This is a genomic window from Streptomyces sp. NBC_01433 (genome assembly GCF_026340105.1).
GTDB lineage: Bacteria > Actinomycetota > Actinomycetes > Streptomycetales > Streptomycetaceae > Streptomyces.
Genome location: NZ_JAPEPM010000002.1, coordinates 775,259 through 792,504 on the forward strand (window position 1 = coordinate 775,259; position 17,246 = coordinate 792,504).

General features: G+C 71.2%; 12 protein-coding genes. 4 read left to right on the forward strand and 8 right to left on the reverse strand.

Translation table 11 applies throughout. From position 1 onward, the window contains the following. Both OG413_RS30980 and OG413_RS30985 read left to right on the forward strand, forming a co-directional pair. The gene (locus tag OG413_RS30980) at positions 1–1,518 is read left to right on the forward strand and encodes a HAMP domain-containing sensor histidine kinase (protein ID WP_266811391.1); all 1,518 of its coding nucleotides are present in this window, start codon (positions 1–3) and stop codon (positions 1,516–1,518) included. Then, positions 1,515–2,177, forward strand: a complete 663-nt coding sequence (locus OG413_RS30985) for a hypothetical protein (RefSeq protein ID WP_266811393.1) — start codon at positions 1,515–1,517, stop codon at positions 2,175–2,177. The genes OG413_RS30980 and OG413_RS30985 overlap by 4 nt, the downstream gene beginning before the upstream one ends. Before the next feature lie 227 nt (positions 2,178–2,404). On the opposite strand, the gene OG413_RS30990 is transcribed toward OG413_RS30985, so the two are convergent. Then, complete coding sequence (locus OG413_RS30990) at positions 2,405–5,746, reverse strand: S8 family serine peptidase (RefSeq protein WP_266811395.1); 3,342 nt, start codon at positions 5,744–5,746, stop codon at positions 2,405–2,407. 311 nt (positions 5,747–6,057) lie between these two features. Between OG413_RS30990 and OG413_RS30995 the strand changes: the two genes are divergently transcribed. Continuing rightward, a complete protein-coding gene (locus OG413_RS30995; RefSeq protein WP_266811397.1) occupies positions 6,058–6,252 on the forward strand; it encodes a hypothetical protein in 195 nt (64 codons plus the stop codon). 130 nt (positions 6,253–6,382) lie between these two features. Here the strand turns inward: OG413_RS30995 and OG413_RS31000 are convergent, their stop codons facing one another. From OG413_RS31000 to OG413_RS31010, 3 genes are all read right to left on the reverse strand, one after another. Next, a complete protein-coding gene (locus OG413_RS31000; protein ID WP_266813183.1) occupies positions 6,383–7,015 on the reverse strand; it encodes a L,D-transpeptidase in 633 nt (210 codons plus the stop codon). Positions 7,016–7,373: 358 nt separating this feature from the next. Next, positions 7,374–9,512 (reverse strand): choice-of-anchor A family protein, encoded by a 2,139-nt coding sequence (locus OG413_RS31005; RefSeq protein ID WP_266811399.1) that lies wholly within the window; start codon positions 9,510–9,512, stop codon positions 7,374–7,376. A 310-nt stretch (positions 9,513–9,822) separates the two neighbouring features. Beyond that, positions 9,823–10,950, reverse strand: coding sequence for an NAD(P)/FAD-dependent oxidoreductase (locus OG413_RS31010; RefSeq protein WP_266811400.1), 1,128 nt, complete (start codon positions 10,948–10,950; stop codon positions 9,823–9,825). Between the two features lie 81 nt (positions 10,951–11,031). On the opposite strand from OG413_RS31010, the gene OG413_RS31015 reads away from it, so the two are divergent. Continuing rightward, positions 11,032–11,703 carry a TetR/AcrR family transcriptional regulator C-terminal domain-containing protein gene (locus OG413_RS31015; RefSeq protein ID WP_266811402.1) on the forward strand — a complete coding sequence of 224 codons (672 nt, stop codon included), beginning with the start codon at positions 11,032–11,034 and terminating at the stop codon, positions 11,701–11,703. 213 nt (positions 11,704–11,916) lie between these two features. Here OG413_RS31015 and OG413_RS31020 read toward each other — a convergent pair whose 3' ends face one another. The 4 genes from OG413_RS31020 to OG413_RS31035 all read right to left on the reverse strand — a co-directional run bounded on the left by OG413_RS31020 (position 11,917) and on the right by OG413_RS31035 (position 17,240). Further along, a complete protein-coding gene (locus tag OG413_RS31020; protein WP_266811404.1) occupies positions 11,917–12,786 on the reverse strand; it encodes an alpha/beta fold hydrolase in 870 nt (289 codons plus the stop codon). Between the two features lie 90 nt (positions 12,787–12,876). After that, on the reverse strand, positions 12,877–13,986 hold the full coding sequence (locus OG413_RS31025; RefSeq protein ID WP_266811406.1) for a peptidase C39 family protein: 1,110 nt from the start codon (positions 13,984–13,986) through the stop codon (positions 12,877–12,879). A gap of 90 nt (positions 13,987–14,076) precedes the next feature. Further along, entirely contained in the window at positions 14,077–16,179 is a 2,103-nt protein-coding gene (locus OG413_RS31030) for an iron ABC transporter permease (RefSeq protein ID WP_266811408.1), read from the reverse strand. After that, complete coding sequence (locus OG413_RS31035) at positions 16,176–17,240, reverse strand: iron-siderophore ABC transporter substrate-binding protein (protein ID WP_266811409.1); 1,065 nt, start codon at positions 17,238–17,240, stop codon at positions 16,176–16,178. The genes OG413_RS31030 and OG413_RS31035 overlap by 4 nt, the downstream gene beginning before the upstream one ends. Positions 17,241–17,246 lie beyond the last annotated feature (6 nt).

The window sequence follows — 17,246 nt, forward strand, 5'->3', positions numbered from 1 at the left end:
ATGCCTGGAGCGACCGCCGCGTTCGGGCTGCGCACCCGGCTGGTGATCGCGTTCCTGCTGGTGGCCGCTGTCAGCGCTGTCACGACCGCCGCGTTGACCTATCGGGAGGCGCGCAGCGCGGTCCTCGTGCGTGCGCAGGACACAGCCGTCGTCTCCTTCCGCGAGGAGGTCGAGCGGTTCGCCCCCAGCCTGCCCGTGGACCTGGATTCGCTGCGGTGGGACCTCTTCGACATCGCGGCGCGCGCCAAACCGCATCCGTGGATCGTCTTCGCCGAGTACGGCTCGTTGCGCGTCTCCTCGGGCGACCGGTCCGTCTCCGGTGTTCTGACCGCGGAGCTGCGACGCACCGCGCTCACTTCGCCGCACGGCAGCTTCGAGCGGGTCGTCAAGGACGGGAGCGCGTATCTGACGATCGGGATGCCGGTGATGACCCGGGTCGTCGCCGGCGGCGGCGCGGTGCCGAGCGGCCTGGTTCTCTTCGCCGTGATGCCCATGACGAACGAGGAAGTGGACATCGACGCCCTGGTGACCGCTGCCCGCGACGGCGCGCTGCCAGGGCTGGCCGTGGCCCTGGTGCCCGCACTGCTCTCGGCGCGCAGTGTGCTGCGCCCCGTCCGTGAACTGCGGCGTGCCGCGCACTCCATGGGCGGCGGGCAGCTCGACACGCGTATCCCCGTACACGGCCGGGACGAATTGGCCGACCTGGCCAGGACGTTCAACGAGTCGGCGGCCCGCCTCGAACGCTCCGTGCAGGAGTTGCGGGACGCCGGGGCGCGGGCCCGGCGCTTCGCCTCGGACGTCTCGCACGAGTTGCGCACCCCGCTCGCCGGTATGCTCGCCGTCACGGACGTGCTGGACGAGGACGCCGCGACACTCGCCCCGGACACCGCGCGGGCGGTGCGCCTGATCAGCGCCGAGACCGGCAATCTGGCCGTACTGGTGGAGGATCTGATGGAGATCTCCCGCTTCGACGCCCGCGCGGCGGAGCTCAACGCCGACGAGGTGGATGCGGCGGAGGCTGTGCGCAGCACCCTGTCCGGCAGGCAGTGGCTCGGCCGGGTCCGCGGGGAGCTGCCCGGGGGCTTCCGTATCCGCCTCGACCCGCGTCGCTTCGACGTCATCGTGGCCAACCTGGTCGGCAACGCCCTGCGCCACGGTGCCGAACCGGTCACTGTGCGGCTGTCGGCAGGCAAGGACGCGCTGATCACCGAGGTGCACGACAGCGGCCCCGGGATCGCGCCGGACGCGCTGCCGCACATCTTCGACCGTTTCTACAAGGCGGACGCCGCGCGTTCCCGCTCGTCGGGCAGCGGCCTCGGGCTTGCGATCACCGAGGAGAACGTACGGCTGCACGGCGGCACGATCCGCGCGGAGAACCCGCCCGGCGGCGGCGCGCTGTTCACTGTGGAGCTGCCCTTCGACGGGCCCGCGTCCGGGGGCTGCGCGCCGGACGGTCCGTCGCCTGCGCATGGCGTAGCTGCGATGGGAAGCCGAGACCGGACGGAGGCCACCGCGTGAGGAAGTCGGCGTTCCGTGGGCGTCGAGCGGTCCGGCTCGCCGCGCTGCTGGTGCTCGCCGGGGGCACGCTCACCGGCTGCGGTGTGCGGGAGACGGCCGTGATCGAGGCCGGCCGCCCGGCTGTCGCCGATCTGCTTCCCCCGCGTGAGGGACGCGTGTTGTTGTTCTTCTTCTCCCCCGACAACGAACTGCTGCCCGTGCCGCGGACCGTCGAAACACCGTGGCGAAACGGCAACGCGGGCTCGTCCGGGCCGGATGACTCGTCGACCGGCCCGGACGAGTCGCACGGACAGGACGGCCTCGGCGGTTCGCTCCCGGCAGGTGAGGAGACGAGCGAGTCCCTCTCGCCACGCGCGGCCGTCACCGCCCTGCTCGCCGGGCCGGACAAGGCCGAACGGCGGGCCGGGCTGCGCAATGCGCCCTCGCTGCCCCGCACGGCATCCGCCGCGGAACGGATCGTGACGGGTGGCCCCACGGTCGAGGTCAAGCTGCGCCTGCGGGTGACACGGCTGACCGCCCCGGCCCGCGACCAGATCGTCTGCACGGCCGCGTACGCGGCTCATGCGCAGGGCGCCGTGTCCGTAAGCCTGGTCGGGCAGGACGGGCGCCTCGCCCCGGCCGACTGCCCCGTTCGCCCGGTCAAGGTGCCGGCACGCTGAGCCGTGGCAGAGGCCGTGCGAACGCCGTGGCAGAGGCCGTGCGAACGGCTGAGCACCGGCCGAAGAGGCCAATCCCCGTGTGACGTCGCCGGGTTGCCCCGCACAGCGGGAAGCGGCCCGCCGGAACCTCCGGCGGGCCGCTCTCCTCAACTCACCCGGGGCCGTGCCCCGCCCGTCGGGATCTCACCCGATCGCGCGCCGCCCGTGGGTTCCGGCCCCGTGGTGCCTCACTTGCCGAAGAAGGCGTTGTGGATCGTGACGGTCGACTCGTTGCCGTCCTTGTCGGTGACGACGGCCTTCAGCGAAATCGCCTTGTCCTTCGCCGGGACGCGGACCGTGATCTTGTCCGCCTTGACCGGGGTGGGCAGCCACGTCGTGCCGTCGTACGACACCAGGACCCGCAGCGTCTTCAGGTTGGCGCCGGCCGCCGCGCCCTGCACCTTGACGGGGAAGGTCTGCTTGCCGCCCGCCGGAGCGGTGGAGTCCAGCGCGAGCTGCGGCAGGAAACGGACCGTGGAGACCGGGAGCCCGGTCGGGCTCTCGGTACGGGCCGAGTTGAAGGTCCACGAGGCGTCGATCCGGGTGCCGGTACGGTTGAACTTCGGGTTCCGGTGGACCGTGGTCGACACCGTGTACGCGGCGGAGTCCGACGGCAGGGTGAAGGGCCCCTGGTCGATGGCGGCGTCCTTCTGCACGTACAGCTCGCCATTGCGGTGGATGGTGGTGCTCGCACCTGAGTACTCGGCGAACCCGGAATGGCCCGCCCCGTCACTGACCAGGGGGAACGCGCCGCGGATGTCGTCGCCGTCGCGTACGATCCCCTCGTCCGCGTTCATCCGCGGCCCCATGACACCGATGTTGTAGTCCTCGGTGTAGGTCTTCCCCGCCGTGAACCGCTGCGGCCCGCCGAGTTCGTATACCGAGTCGAAGCCGCGGTAGCCCGTCGGGTCCTTCTCGCTCAGTACACCCGCGACGATGTTCCAGGCGGCCCCGTCGGCCGTGGACAGATACACATTCCGCGTTCCCGGTGCCGACTGCACGGCGAAGGGAGCGTCGAAGCCGCCACCCCAGTCCAGCATGCCGTGCGCCGCGAGGGCACCGTCAAGGCCGGGTACGGACGACCCGATCCTTGCCTTCACCAGGGCCATGTCCTTGGCCGTGTAGGTCTTGCTGTAGCCGGTGGCCAGCTCCTGGACCGGGCCGCCGGTGAGGACGTTGTATTCGGTGGTGCCCCGCGCCCAGTTGGCGGACCACTGCTGGGCAAGGGAACCGTCGTCCATCTTGGGACCCTGGTACGCGGTGCGGACGTTGTCGAAGCTGCTGAAATCGGCCCCCTCGATGATGTAGGTCTCGGGTGTGCTCAGGGTGTTCATCATTCCGGCGCGCGTGGGGCGTGCGGCCGCGTCCGGCACCTTGAAGGTCACCGGCCGGGTGGTCCGGGCGTCGAGGGTGACAGTGGTGGGACCGGTCACCGAGAGCTGCGGATTGTTGATCAGATCGGCGCCCTTGTGCGGGGCCGCGGGGTCGACCAGCATGTTGGCGGCGAGGCTGTAGGTACCGCGCGGCAGCCGGACCGTGGTGGTTCCCGACGACAGATCCGGGAAGAACCGCTGTCCTGCGGCGGACTCGCGGTAGCCCTTCAGGTCGGCCTGCCAGCCGGTGCTGGGCTCACCGTCCCGTCCGATGGTCTTGAAGGTGACCTCGTACGACTCGCTCTCACGCTCCGCGGCTATCGCGGTGCGCACGGTCCGGCCTTCCCCGGACGCGACGACCGTGGCCGAGTACGAGCCGTCGACCGTACCGCCGAGCCGGGTGTCGGCCGTCAGATCCACGGCGGCGGTGCCGCCCGCCGGGACCGTGAGCCGCTGCTCCTTGAGGGTGAAGAACCCGGCCGGCGCGGGCTTTCCGTCCCCGCCGGTGGGTTCCGACAGCGACAGGTCGACCGTCACGTCGGCGGTGCCGTTGTTCCGGTACGTCACCTGCTTGGTGACGGGGGTGCCGTCGGTGTGGGGCCACGGCTGGGTGCCCAGGTTGACCGAGCCCGGTTCGGAGACGAGCGTCTGGTCGATCGCCTTGTCGACGGCGAGCCGGCCCGCGCCCTGCTGGAAGACCGACTGGGAGCTGCCCTTGGCGGAGCCCGTCAGGACGGCCTTGATCTGTGCGCCCGTCCAGGTGGGGTTCTTCTGCTTGAGGATCGCCGCGGCGCCCGCGACATGCGGGGTCGCCATCGACGTGCCGTTCATGCTGACGTATCCGGGAGGGTTCTGTCCCTCGGTACCGGCCGCCGCGGCCGCCGTGATTCCCACGCCCGGCGCGGTGATGTCGGGCTTGACGGCGCCGTCCCCGGTACGGGGCCCGACGCTGGAGAAGTCGGCGATCAGGTCGTTGTCGTCGACGGCGCCGACCGTCAGTGCCGCGTCGGCGCTGCCCGGCGATCCGACCGTGCCCCGTCCCGGCCCGCTGTTGCCCGCGGCTACCGTGAACAGGACGCCCTTCTCCGCGGAGACCTTGTTGACCTGGGCTTCCATCGGGTCGATCCCCACGGTGTCGGTGCTGCCCAGGCTCATGCTGATGATGTCGGCGCCTTGGGCGACGGCCCAGTCGACGCCCGCGATGATGCTGGAGTCGTCGCCGACGCCCTGGTCGTCCAGCACCTTGGCGTTGATCAACTGGGCCCCGGGCGCAACGCCCTTGAACCGCGAGTCCTTCGCGCCCGTACCGGCCGCGGTGGAGGCCACGTGTGTGCCGTGACCGACATGGTCCCGGGCGTCCGCGGAGCCGCTGAAGTTCCGCTCCGCCACCACCTTGCCCGCCAGATCCGGGTGGGTGGCGTCGATTCCGGTGTCCACGACTGCGATCTTCACACCCGTGCCGTCGTACGAGCGGGCCCAGGCAGCCGGGGCGCCGATCTGACCGGTGCTGCGGTCGAGCGACGCCTTCCGCACGCCGTCCAGCCAGATCCGCGAGATGCCGGAGGTCGTGGCCGCCGAACCGTCGCCCCGCTGACGGGTCAGGGCGTCCCACAGCGCGCCCGTGCTGTCGGTGGTGGCGGCAGTGGTGACGGCATCGGCGTCGAGTGCCGACAGGGTCCGGCGGACGGTGGTGCCGTCGGAGGAACGCACCTCGGCGCGGGCGGACTTGGCCGCCGATCCCCGGTAGCCGACGATCACCTTGAGTCCGGCCCGGTTGGCCTTGCGGCTCTCCGGCTTGGCGAGTGCGGTGATGTCGAACAGCCGCTGGTCCAGCGTGCCGTCGGCGATCAGCCGCCGGGCGTCACGCGGCACCACATAGGTACGGCCCTCGTAGGTCTGGGTGAAGAAGGGTATGTCCTCCCGGCCCTTCGCCCGCTGGATACCGCCCGCCCGGCCGCGGGAGTCCACGAGGACCCGGTCGCCGGTGATCAGGGTGACGGTGTGCACAGCCCTGCCGGCTGCGCCCAAGTCCTTGGCGGCAACCGGGGATTCCGTATCCAGGCCGCCGAAATTCGCCGATGCCGGGCCGGTCATGCCCGCTGTGAGGGCGACGGCCGCAGCAACGACGGCACACGCCTTCTTTGATTGTCTACGCAAGATTGCCCCTGCTCAGGAGTGAATCGGGCGGGCGAAGGCCCAGCCCGCACGGGGCGCATTCGGATACGTGTACGACCCCGGATTTCTGAAGTATGCCGGGGTCGCTCGGACGCACTCAATGATCGTTGTGTAACAGCCGCTCGGAATGATCGGGCTTACTCGGAAGGGGAGTTCGGCCCCGGATTCCCGGCGCACGCGGATACCTGGCGTGCGGGTCGGCGGGCGAACGGCCCTGAGGGCTGGGTACCTTCGAGCGGGTCGGCTCGGACGCGCCGGAGACCGGAGAGGCACCGCTGAGGAGCGCCGGCACCATGGCCGCATCGGGCACGACGTTCGCCGTCATCGGGCGCAAGGACGCCCTGGTCGCCGGACCGGCCCCGGGCACAGCGGAACTGGTCAGCACCGCGGTTGACAAGACTCTCGCCCGGTCCCGGACCGGCTGCTCGCCCCCGAGGTCACGGAGACCGCTGCCCAATGGCTTGCCGGTGACGACCGGTACGAGGTGATCGGACCCGCACCACGGCCCTTCCGACGAGCCCGGTCGGAACCCGCCGTTCAGAAGGGTGAGGGTGCTGGTCCGTTCGCCCCGGCGCCCGCAGGCACCGGTGCGGCTGCGTCTCCCCGGGCCCGGCCGGGTCAGTCGGCCGTGCCCGGCTTGGTGCCCCAGATGTACAGCGCGTCGTCGGTGTCCAGCAGGTCCCACAGGGCCGCCGCGTCCGCGAGCCGCAGGTTCACGCAGCCCGCCGACCCGCCGCCGTCGAACAGCCCGTCGGGGCGCCCGTGCAGTGCCTGGCCGCCGTCGAAGAACTGCGAGTACGGCATGGGCGCGTTGTTGTAGATCGTGGAGACGTGGTCGCGGTCCCGCCAGTAGATGGCGTGCCAGCCGGTCCGGGTCTCCTCGTTGTCGCGCCCGGTACGGATCGGTACGGGGTCGAAGACGACGTTCTTGCCGGTCTGGACCCACAGGAGCTGACGGTCGAGGTCGACGCAGGTGACGCGGTAGGAGCGCTGGGGACAGTCACCGGCGGCGTTGGGGTTGGCGCGGGCCTTGACGGCCGTCATCGTCCGGTAGGTGACGAGGTTGGCGTAGCCGTCGGCGGGGGTGATCGACCGGGACCGCTGGAAGGTACGGATCGCCGCGCAGTCCTCGGGGGACTGCGCACCGTCGACGGTCCGTTTCAGGTACTCCTCCATCGGCCGCTGGTAGGGGCCGGTGGCGGCTGCGCACGTCTCTGCCGCGGCCGACGCCGTCGCGGGCAGCGCTGCCATCAGTCCCGCGCCCACCACGGCCAGCACCGCGATCCGCCGCCGCACCGTACCGCCCCGAAGCCCCGCCCGTACGCCCCTCCCCCGTACCGCTGTCGCCCGGTCGCCTCCTGCGGACGGCCCTCCCGTACGTCCGCTGGCATCCGTAAACCTCATGCCGACCTCCGCGCCTCGTGCGGCACACCCCCGGCGACGTGTGACCACCGGTGCCCACCGGGCGACCGTCGCCCCTTGCCACCCCACAGCTATCAGGAGTGGCCTCTCCGCGCCCTGCGGAGCGTGCCGAACCGGTGAGGCCCCCGGGACGGCACGCGTGGAACGCGGCCGTCCGGGGGCCTCACCGGTTCGGGAGGGAAACGGGTCACTTGTACTTGCCGGGCTCTCCCCGCTCGTTCGCGACCTGGACCGTCACGGTCTCACCGGCGTTCTGCTCGGTGATCACGACCGGGCCGTTCACCGGGTTCCCCGGCAGGACATAGCCCTCGGGTACGGCTGTTTCCAGCAGGTAGTACGTCCCGGGCGGCAGTTCGTCGAAGACGCACGACCCGACGCTGTCCGTGGAGCAGCCCGGACCGGTGCGGGTGTCCGGCGGCACGGTGCCGTCCGGGCGGGTCTGCAGACCCGCGACCCCGTTGGACTCGCGCCACAGCTCGAAGACGGCCCCGGCGAGCGGCTTGCCGTTCTTCGCGTCGGTCTTGGCGACCTCGATGGTCGACTCCTCGGTCGGCACCGACGTCTTGGTGTTCGCCGCGGTGACGGTGACACCGTCGGGCGCGCTCTCGTCGGTGAGTACCAGCGGGCCGAATACCGCGGGGTCGGGCAGGTCGTACCCGGCGGGTGCGGCCGTCTCGCGCCAGTAGTACGTGCCGGTCTCGGCGGTCCTTGTGCACCGACCGTCGGCGCCGGTGGTGCAGGGGGCCCCGATCTGGGTGTCGGGAGTCCCACCGCTGGTCTGGAGACCGGCCACCCCGTTGGTCTCCTCCCACAGCTCGAACACCGCGCCCGGGAGCACGTCGCCCGTCGCCGCGTCCTTCTTGACGACCGTCACGGAGCCCAGGACGGGCGTCTTGTCGTCCTCGACGGTGATGCTGACGCCGTCCGGAACCTGTGCCTGGGTCAGTGTCACGGGCCCGAAGACCGTCTGCGGGGGCAGCTCGTAGCCGGGCGGGGCCGCTGTCTCACGCCAGTAGTACGTACCGAGGTCCACCGTCTTGGAGCACTCGCCGTTGGCACCGGTGGTGCAGGAGGCGCCGACCTGGGTGTCGGGAGTCCCACCGGTGGTCTGGAGACCGGCCACCCCGTTGGTCTCCTCCCACAGCTCGAACACCGCGCCCGGGAGCACGTCGCCCGTCGCCGAGTCCTTCTTGACGACCGTCACCGGGGCCTGGGGCGCCGGGGCCGAACAGTCCGGCAGGTCGCCGTCGAACGGGTAGGCGTGGAACTCCTGGCCGCCGCCCCCGCCCGCCGGGCTGGTGTGGGTGAGGGAGCCGGTGGTGAAGAAGCGGCCGTTGACACCCGGCAGGGTGATGGTGGCCTCCGAGGCGGGGTTGCCGATCAGGACACTGCCCTGGAACTGGCCGGTTCCGGCCAGGTTCACCGTCGTGGCGTCCGGGAAGTTCCACAGCAGACGCGGGCGGAGCCGGTTCAGCGGGTCGGTGTCCGCGATGCCACCGCTGTAGGTGCTGAGCGTGCGGGAGGTCCCGAGGACGTTCACCAGGACGGTGGCGCCCGCGGGAATGTTCCGGAAGACGAGGCCCTGCTGGGCACCGGTGCTCGTGGTCATGTCGAAGTCGACGTTGAAGACCTGGAGTGCCGAGGTGTTGTCGCCGGTGAAGAGGGTCTGGCCGCCCTGGTTGACAGCGGTGCCGGTGGCGGGCCGCGGTCCGGTCTCCGTGCGCGCGTAGCACTGGCTCGCGGTGGTGAGCAGGCCGGGAAGCCCGGCGTACGGCGCGGCGGCGTTCGGGTCGGCGATGACCGTGCCGGCGATGGTGCCCGTGGCTGTGCCCGCGTGCCGGACGACCCCGCCCTCGGCGAGCAGGCGCTGGCCGGTGGCCACGGAGACGTTGCCGCCCGTGGTGAGGAAGTCCGCGCCGTTCGGCGGGGGGACCCGTGAGCCCACGCCCACGATGCCGATGTTGTAGATCGCGCTGCCCGCGGCGCTCTTGTTCTGGTCGAAGTCGCCCAGAACGACGAGGCGTCCCTCGGCCTCGGCGGCACGTTCGCGGACCCGGTAGTCGCCGCCCGCGAAGATGTTGATGCCGTTGTCGCGGCCCATGATCGGGCCGTTGCTGATGGGCGGGTACGGATCCGGGCAGTCACCCGGGACGCAGGGACCGAGACCGCCGGGGAGGGGAGCCGCTACGGCCGGTGTCGCCGCGGCACCGAGGGCGATGACGGGGGCCGATGCGGCGGCGACCACGTACGCGAGCCCGGTGGCCCAGGCTCGGGTGCGGGTGCGTCTGGTGGGCCCCCGGCCGGATAGCTGGGTGAGGAGTTTCATACGTGGCGTTGTCGCACGCGCGCGGGGGATGGCCCGCACGGGACACTCGCTCCGAACCGTTTGCCGCACGACAGATCACCCGACCGGACCGGTGTCGCCTGGACAGAGGCGGGGCCAACCCGTGAAACGGGACGCGATCCGCGAAGCCTCCCCGGACCACGAACATGAGCGGCCCGGCCGCTGTTGCGACAGTGCGTCACGGCAGCCGGCGGGTGGTGCCGGTCGGAGGAGCGACGGGGTGATCCATTCGCGCGACTGCCCGACGAGGACGAGATCGGCCCATGACTCTCGTAGGTGGCCGGGGCGGTGCTCAGTCGGAGGCGCCCTCGAAGAAGTCGATGAGGCCGAACGGTGCGCGATCGCCGAGGCAGAGGTCCAGGATTTCGTGGGCGTCCGCGTAGAAGGACTCGCTGCGCGGGAACAGCGCCTCCTCGTAGGCGGTGAGTGCCGCTTCGGTGTCGTCGGGGTGAGCGGCGATCGCCTTGCCGAGTTCGGCCCCGTCGAACATGGCCAGGTTCGCGCCGTCGCCGGACGGCGGCATCAGGTGCGCGGCATCACCGAGGAGCGTCACCCCGGGCACGCGGTCCCACCGGTGTCCGTCGGGGAGCGTGTGGATCATGCGCGCGACCGGTGCGGTCCCGCCCTCGGTGATCAGCGCGGTGAGGTGCGGAGCCCATCCGTCGAACTCGGCCGCGACCTGTGCCCTCGCGGCGGTGGCGTCGGTGAAGTCGATGCCGGCGATCCACTCGGCGGGGCGGTTCAACTCGATGTACGTGTGCAGGATGTTCCCCGCCTCGCGGTGCGCGACGATCCCCTTCCCCGGGGTCAGCGCGTACATTGCGCCATCGCCGACCGCCTCGGCCGTCGCGGAGTGCCGCTCGTCCGCGTCGTACAGGTAGGTCTCGATGAACGTCGTGCCGATGTACTCGGGCTTGGCGTCGGAAAGCAGCGGCCTGATCTTCGACCAGGCGCCGTCGGCGCCGACGAGGAGGCTGCTGGTCACGGTCGAGCCGTCGGCGAAGGCCAGCTCGTGTCGGCCGTCGCCGACGGGCCGGACACCGGTGACCTTGCGTCCCCACTGGACCACGTCGTCGGGCAGGGAGTCGAGCAGGATCCGGCGCAGATCTCCGCGGAGCACCTCGGGGCGCCCCTCCGTGCCGTCGGCGGGGTCGTCGAGCAGCACCGTGCCGCTCCGATCGAGCATGCGCAACGCCTCGGCGCCCTCGTGGATGATCGCGCGGAACTCGTCGGTGAGGCCCGCCTCCGCGAGCGCGCGCTGCCCGTCGTCCTCGTGGATGTCGAGCTGGCCGCCCTGTGTGCGGGCCTTCGCCGAGGGGTCCGCCTCATAGACCGTGGCGGGGATGCCGTGGACGTGGAGCACACGGGCGAGGATGAGGCCGCCGAGGCCCGCACCGACGATCGTGACAGGTGTGGCCATGATGTTCCTTTCACAAGCAGATTAGAACGCCGTTCCACAGCTACTTTGGAACGGCGATCCACGTATGTCAAAATTGTGCTCATGGCTACCAAGGCGCGGCGGACCGATCGGCGCACGGACGCGCTCTCGAAGGAGCGCATCGTCGAGGCCGCGATCGAGATCCTCGACGCCGAGGGCGAGAGTGCTCTGACTTTCCGCGCACTCACGGCGCGCCTGGCCACAGGGAGCGGAGCGATCTACTACCACGTCGCCAACAAGAGCGATCTGCTCGCGGCGACCACCCACTTCGTCATCGCGCGTGCCATGAACGAGGTGGTCAGCGTCGCGGAGCCGCAGGAGGCGATCCGTGCCACCGCCCTCGGGGTGTTCGACGCGATTGACGCACACCCCTGGGTGGGCGCCCAGCTCTCCCGTGAGCCGTGGCACTCCGCGATGCTGCAGATCTTCGAAAGCGTCGGCCAGCAGCTCCAGGCGCTCGGCGTCCCCGAACGAGCGCAGTTCGACTGCGCGTCCGCGCTCGTGAACTACATTCTCGGCCTCGCAGGACAGTACGCCGCGGGCGCCCGCCTCCAGGCCCCCGAGACAGATCGGTCGGCCTTCCTCGCGGTCTTCGCCGCGGAGTGGGCGCAGCTCGCCCCCGCGGAGTACCCGTTCATGCGTCAGGTGGCGACGCGGCTGCGCGATCACGACGACCGGGAGCAATTTCTCGCCGGCATCGACCTCATACTGACCGGCATTGAAGCCGTCCGGTAGTCCGATGGGCGGTCCCGGCCTCGGAACCGGTGCGCTCGCGTGTCGAGGTGTCGCGTGTTCAGCGGACGGCCCGGCTTTCCGGCTACCGACTGTCGCCGGGCACGGTGGTCCAGCGCGGATCGATGTGGCCCAGCCATACGTCTTGATCGTCGGCCAAGGGCTGCTTCAGGGGAAGGGGAAGGCTGTCCCCCCGCCGCCGAACCCGTCGAAGTCCTATGCGCCGACGGCGCCCTGCACGAATCGCCGCAGGTGCGCACGGACGGCGTCGGGCTGCTCCAACCAGGGTTCGTGTCCTGCGCCCTCGATCCGTGTCAGCGGAAGAGCGAGGCGGAGCGCGAGCGATTCGAGTGCCGCCAGGGGGCGGGGATCGCCGCGTCCACCGAGGAGCTCCGCCCGCGCGGGCAAGCACGCACGCAGCTCGGCAAGGCGCTCATCGAGCGGGTCCGCGCGCCCTTCCCTGCCGAGTTCGCCGTTCATGGCCCAGTTGACCGGGCGACGCCGCCGGGCGCCCTGGGCTGCCCAGTGCCACCCGCGTTCGAGGTCGGCGTGGTCGGTGAACCAGGCCAGCGTGAGCAGTTCGACTTCCCTCTCCTCCGTGCGGTGCGACAACTCCTCCAACTCACGGAGTCGCGCCTGCTGCGCCACGGACATGCGACGGCCGCGCTCCGCCTGGTCCCCCGTACGCCAATCACCGACGAAGGGTCCGCACATCAGGAGCATCGCGGCAACCCGGTCGGAGTGCGCCAGGCAGAACCGGCTCGCCAGATCGGTGCCGTAGGAGTGCCCGATCAACACGGCCTTGGGCACGTCCCACTCGTCGAGCAGCTCGGCGAGATCCTCGACATGCCGGGCAAAGGAATGAGGCCCCCGCCACGGGGATTGGCCCGTACCACGCTGGTCATACCGGTACACAGGCGCAAGGTCCGCGACCATGGGGGCAACATCGCCCAGGTAGTCCGGCAGCCCCGGACCGCCATGGAGCATGACCACGGCCGGCTGCCGAGTCGTGTCTCCCCGCGCCACCCAGCGCAACTGCGCGCCGTCGGTCATCGAGGCAAGGCCCCGTACCTCTGTCAAAGTCACCTCGGCAACCTACCGGTCTCACTGAGGCTCCACCGAAAGTTGAAGAACCCGCCGCCGCCGATGCCGGGTGGGGTGCCGGCCCCGAGGGGGCTACTCGTCGGCCGGTTCGGAAGAAGGCGCACCGCTCCGCTGCGGGCGGCCGATGGTCACGGCACCGCTGAAGCCGTCTGCGGAGACGGCCGACATCGTGTCGAGCGACGGATCGGGGACGGGCAGCAGATGGGCATCGACCCAGGTGTCCCCCGTTGCCGCGTTGGCCCACGGGTCCTCGACCACGACGGCGCCGGGCACGACGCCGTGACAGAGCACCCAGTGCGGCACGTCGAACCCCTGCATCCCGGCCAGCGAGACCAGGAGCAGCACATGCTCCCGTCGGCCGATCGCGGACCGGATCGCGGCCGTGGAGAAACGGTGCGGGGCGATCGGGACGCCGATCCGTCCGGCGTCCGCACGCGACATGCGCTGGAGGTGGGCACGCCACTCCTGCTCGTTCTCCGACAGGTGGTCGAGCAGGACGGGCCGGTCCACGTCGAGGTGGACGGCGACGGGGGACGACGGCCATGCCCGGCGTACGGCAACGCCCAGCCCCACCGGCTCGCACGCGGGGAAGTTGGTCGCGTCGCGCCACAGCGTCAGCTCCGCCCGGCGGTCGAACTCCTCCCGCGACAACACCCCCGCGTGCACCTGGGCGACCAGGGCGGTGACGGCGCCGCACGTGAAGTGTGTGGTCTGCCCGTAGTACGGAGGCTCGGTCACCGTACTGCCGCGCAGCCAGCGAACGTAACCGGCCTCAGGCCCCGTGGCAGCCTCCCGTTGCGCGAGCGGAGGGCTCAACGAGGCGAAGCCGGCGGCAGCGGCATCCTCGGGTCTTGCCGCCCATCCTTCCCACTTGACCTGCGCGAGATCCCGGCCGCGTGCGTGGGCGACGACGGCTGCGACGGCTGCCGGCACGTCGCCGATGGCGTCGACGATCTTCAGATAGGCCGTGTTCGGGCGTGCCGTCACGAGCGCGGCGGCGGTCCAGTCCTCGCCGTCCTCACCCGGAACGGCCACGATGTGAGGGGCGTGGGCGGAGCGGTCGACCGCATGCCAGCGCTCCAGCACCTCATGGTGTCCGAGCCGGCTCAGCGGGCTCGGCGAGGTACCGGCCGTGAACGGGACGACGATGGGCTTCAGGGACGTTTCCCGCTGGGACGTCATTCCGGTACTCCTGGTGGGTCTGAGAGGACGGGGCGGGAATTCACCCGCCGGGTGCACGGCGAAGCGGACGGGGGCGCTGCCCGCCCGGTGTCACGCGCGGGACTGCCGGAGCACCCAGACGAAGTACGGAGCACCGACCAGAGCGATCATGAGGCCCGCCGGCATCTGGGCGGGCGCGACGAGCGTGCGGCCGAGGGCGTCGGCCACACACACCAGCAATCCGCCGAGCAGCATCGCGACCGGAATCGCGCGGCCGTGCCGGGCGCCCACCAATGACCGGGCGAGATGCGGGGCGACGAGCCCCACGAAGCCGACGACGCCGACGGCGATCACGCTGAGCGCCGCGAGCACCGCGGCGATCGCCAGCGCGGCGAAGCGTGTGCGTTCCACCCTGACGCCGACGATGCGCGGGGTGTCCTCGTCGACGGCGAGCAGGTCGAGCCGGCCTCGCATGGCGAACAGCACGGGAAGCGCGAGCGCCAGCGCCACCGCGACCGGTACGACGTCGGGCAGCGTACGGCCGTAGGTCGTGCCGGAGAGCCAGGTGAAGATCCGGGGCGTGTTGTACGGGTCGGCACGCAGCAGGAGGAAGGTGGTGATGGAGCTGAGGCCGTAGCCGCAACCGATGCCGATCAGTACGAACCGGTCGGGCAGGAATCCGCCGCGCCAGGCCAGCAGGGCGATCAGCGCGAACGTGGCGAGCCCCGCCGCGACCGCGACAGCGATGAGCACAGGCCGTCCGCCCGACAGACCGGACGTGACGACGCTCGCCGCGCCCAGCCCGGCACCCGCCGTGATGCCGAGCACGCCCGGCTCCGCGAGCGGGTTGCGTACCGCGCCCTGCACGACGCATCCGGCCAGTCCGAGCGCCGCGCCGGCGAGGACCGCGGCCGTCACCCGCGGGACCCGGTCGTCGAGCGCCTGGCCGATCAGGTCCGGGGCGGCACCGCGGAACCACAGCGTGATGTCCCCCGTCCGCAGCCAGAGGCTTCCCGCCAGGACCGCCACGAGGGCCGCCCCGGCCAGGAGTGTCACCACACCGAACACGACGAGGAGGAACGCGCGGCGTGAGCGTGCGGCGACCCGTGAGTGCGGTGGTTGCCGGAGCTGGCCCGTGTCACGGAGGCGCAGCGCGAGGACCACGATCACGACGGAGCCGAGCAGCGCGGTCGGCACGCCGGTGGGAATGGAGGCGGCCCCGTCCGCACCCTGCACCGCGCGCAGGGTCGCGTCCGCGAGCAGGATGAGCAGGGCGCCGAGCAGCCCGGCCGCGGGCACCAGGAAGAGGTGCCGACGCAACGCCCGGACGCGCCCCGCGATCAGGCGGGCCAGGACGGGGGCGCCGAGGCCGACGAAGGAGATCGGGCCCGCGAGGGTCACCGCCGTACTGGTCAGAAGTACGGCGCAGATCACGGCGGTCACGCGGGTGGTCCGAACCGGCACGCCGAGGGTGGACGCGGCATCGTCTCCCAGGTTCATCACGTCCAGCCGTCGGGACAGCACCAGGGCGACGCACAGCACCACGGCCACGAGAGGGAACGCGCGTGCCGCGGCATCGATGTTCAGCTGCGCGAGCGAACCGCTCCCCCAGGCGAAGAGGCCGGTCGTGTTCTGGTTGAACAGGACGAGGAGCATCCCGGTCGCCGCGTCCAGGGCCAGGGCCATCGCCGATCCGGCGAGGATGAGGCGTGTGCCCGCGGTGCCCGCGGCCCGGCCCGCGAGAAGCAGCACGAGCGCCGCCGCGAGCAGGCCGCCGGTGAAGGCGACGGCCCCCGACGCCCACAGCGGAACGGCGAGGCCGAAGACCGCGACGAGCGTGAGCGTGAGGTAGGCCCCGGCCGTGACCGCGAGGGTGTCGGGGGAGGCCAGCGCGTTGTGCGTGACGGACTGGAGCAGTGCTCCGGCGGTGCCGAGGGCGAAGCCCACCGCGACGCCCGCGAGCAGGCGCGGCAGGCGTGAGCCGGTGAGGATCTCTCCGACCGGCGCACCACCGGTGCTTTCCCGGTATCCGGCGAGATGGCGCACCAGGTCGCCGACGCCGACGCCCGACGTCCCCTGCGTCAGGTGCCACATGCCCACCAGCACGGTCACGACGAGAAGGAGTGCCAGGACGGCCGCCCCCTGGGGGCCGCCACCGCGCTCGGCGCGCGGCAGCGATCTCCCACCGGGTTTCACTGTCTGCGGTGTGTTCACTTCTTGTCGAGTACGTCGACGTACGCGTCGATCGCCTGCTCGCAGGAACGCGGACCGCCCGCGCCCCACACCCGCGACGGGAACGCGTGCGCACGGCCTTCCTTCACGGCCGGGATGGTCTTCCAGATCGGGTTCTTGGCCAGCGCCGAGATGTACCCGCCGGCTCCTTCGTCGTTGGCGTAGAAGAGGTTGGCGTCACCCACCGCGGTGAGTCCCTCGACATCGGTCTGCGCGAGGCCGTAGGCGGCGTCGACGCCGCCGTCCCCGTGCGCCTTGTTGATGGCCTTGGTCCATGCGGGGTTCATGCCGAGCTCTTTGCCTATCTCGGTGAACAGGGCGCCGTCACTGTAGGGGCGGACGGTGAGGTTGCCTCCCTGGAGCCAACCGTCGAAGAACAGGAAGTCCTTCGTCGGCAGATCCGCGTCGGTGACCCGCTTCTTCGCCGTGGCCAGGTGCTGGTCGAACTCCTTGAGCACCTGGTCGGCACGCTCGGTGCGCCCCGTCGCCTTGCCGATCATGCTGAACACTTCCTGCATGTTGCCGATCGGGTCGGCCGGGTTCGCACCTCGCGTGGCCATCACGGGGACCCCTCTCTTCTCCAGCTTCGCGATGGTCTCGTCGTCGGCGTCGAACGCCTCGACGACGATGAGGTCGGGCTTGGCCGCGTAGAGGGTGTCGAGGTCGGGCTCCTCCCGGGTGCCGATATCCGTCACCCCGCCGGGCAGCTTCTCCGCACTGACCCAGGTGCGGTACCCCTTCGCGTCGGAGACGGCGGTGGGGGTGACGCACAAGGTCAGCGCGTCCTCGATCTGCTGCCATTCCAGGACCGCGATCCGTTTGGCGGGCTTGTCGAGCTTCACCTGCCGACCGACGCCGTCCTTGAAGGAGACCGGCTTCGTCGAGGTGACCGTGGTGTCCTCGGCGCAGCTCTTGGACGCGGGCGACGCGCTGGTGGCGCCGCCGGCCTCGGCCTTGTCGACATCGGTCGTGCCGCAGGCCGTTGCGACGAGGAGGGCGAGCCCGGTGGAGGCTGACGCCGCCAGGCGACGGGCATGCTTCATGAAGGG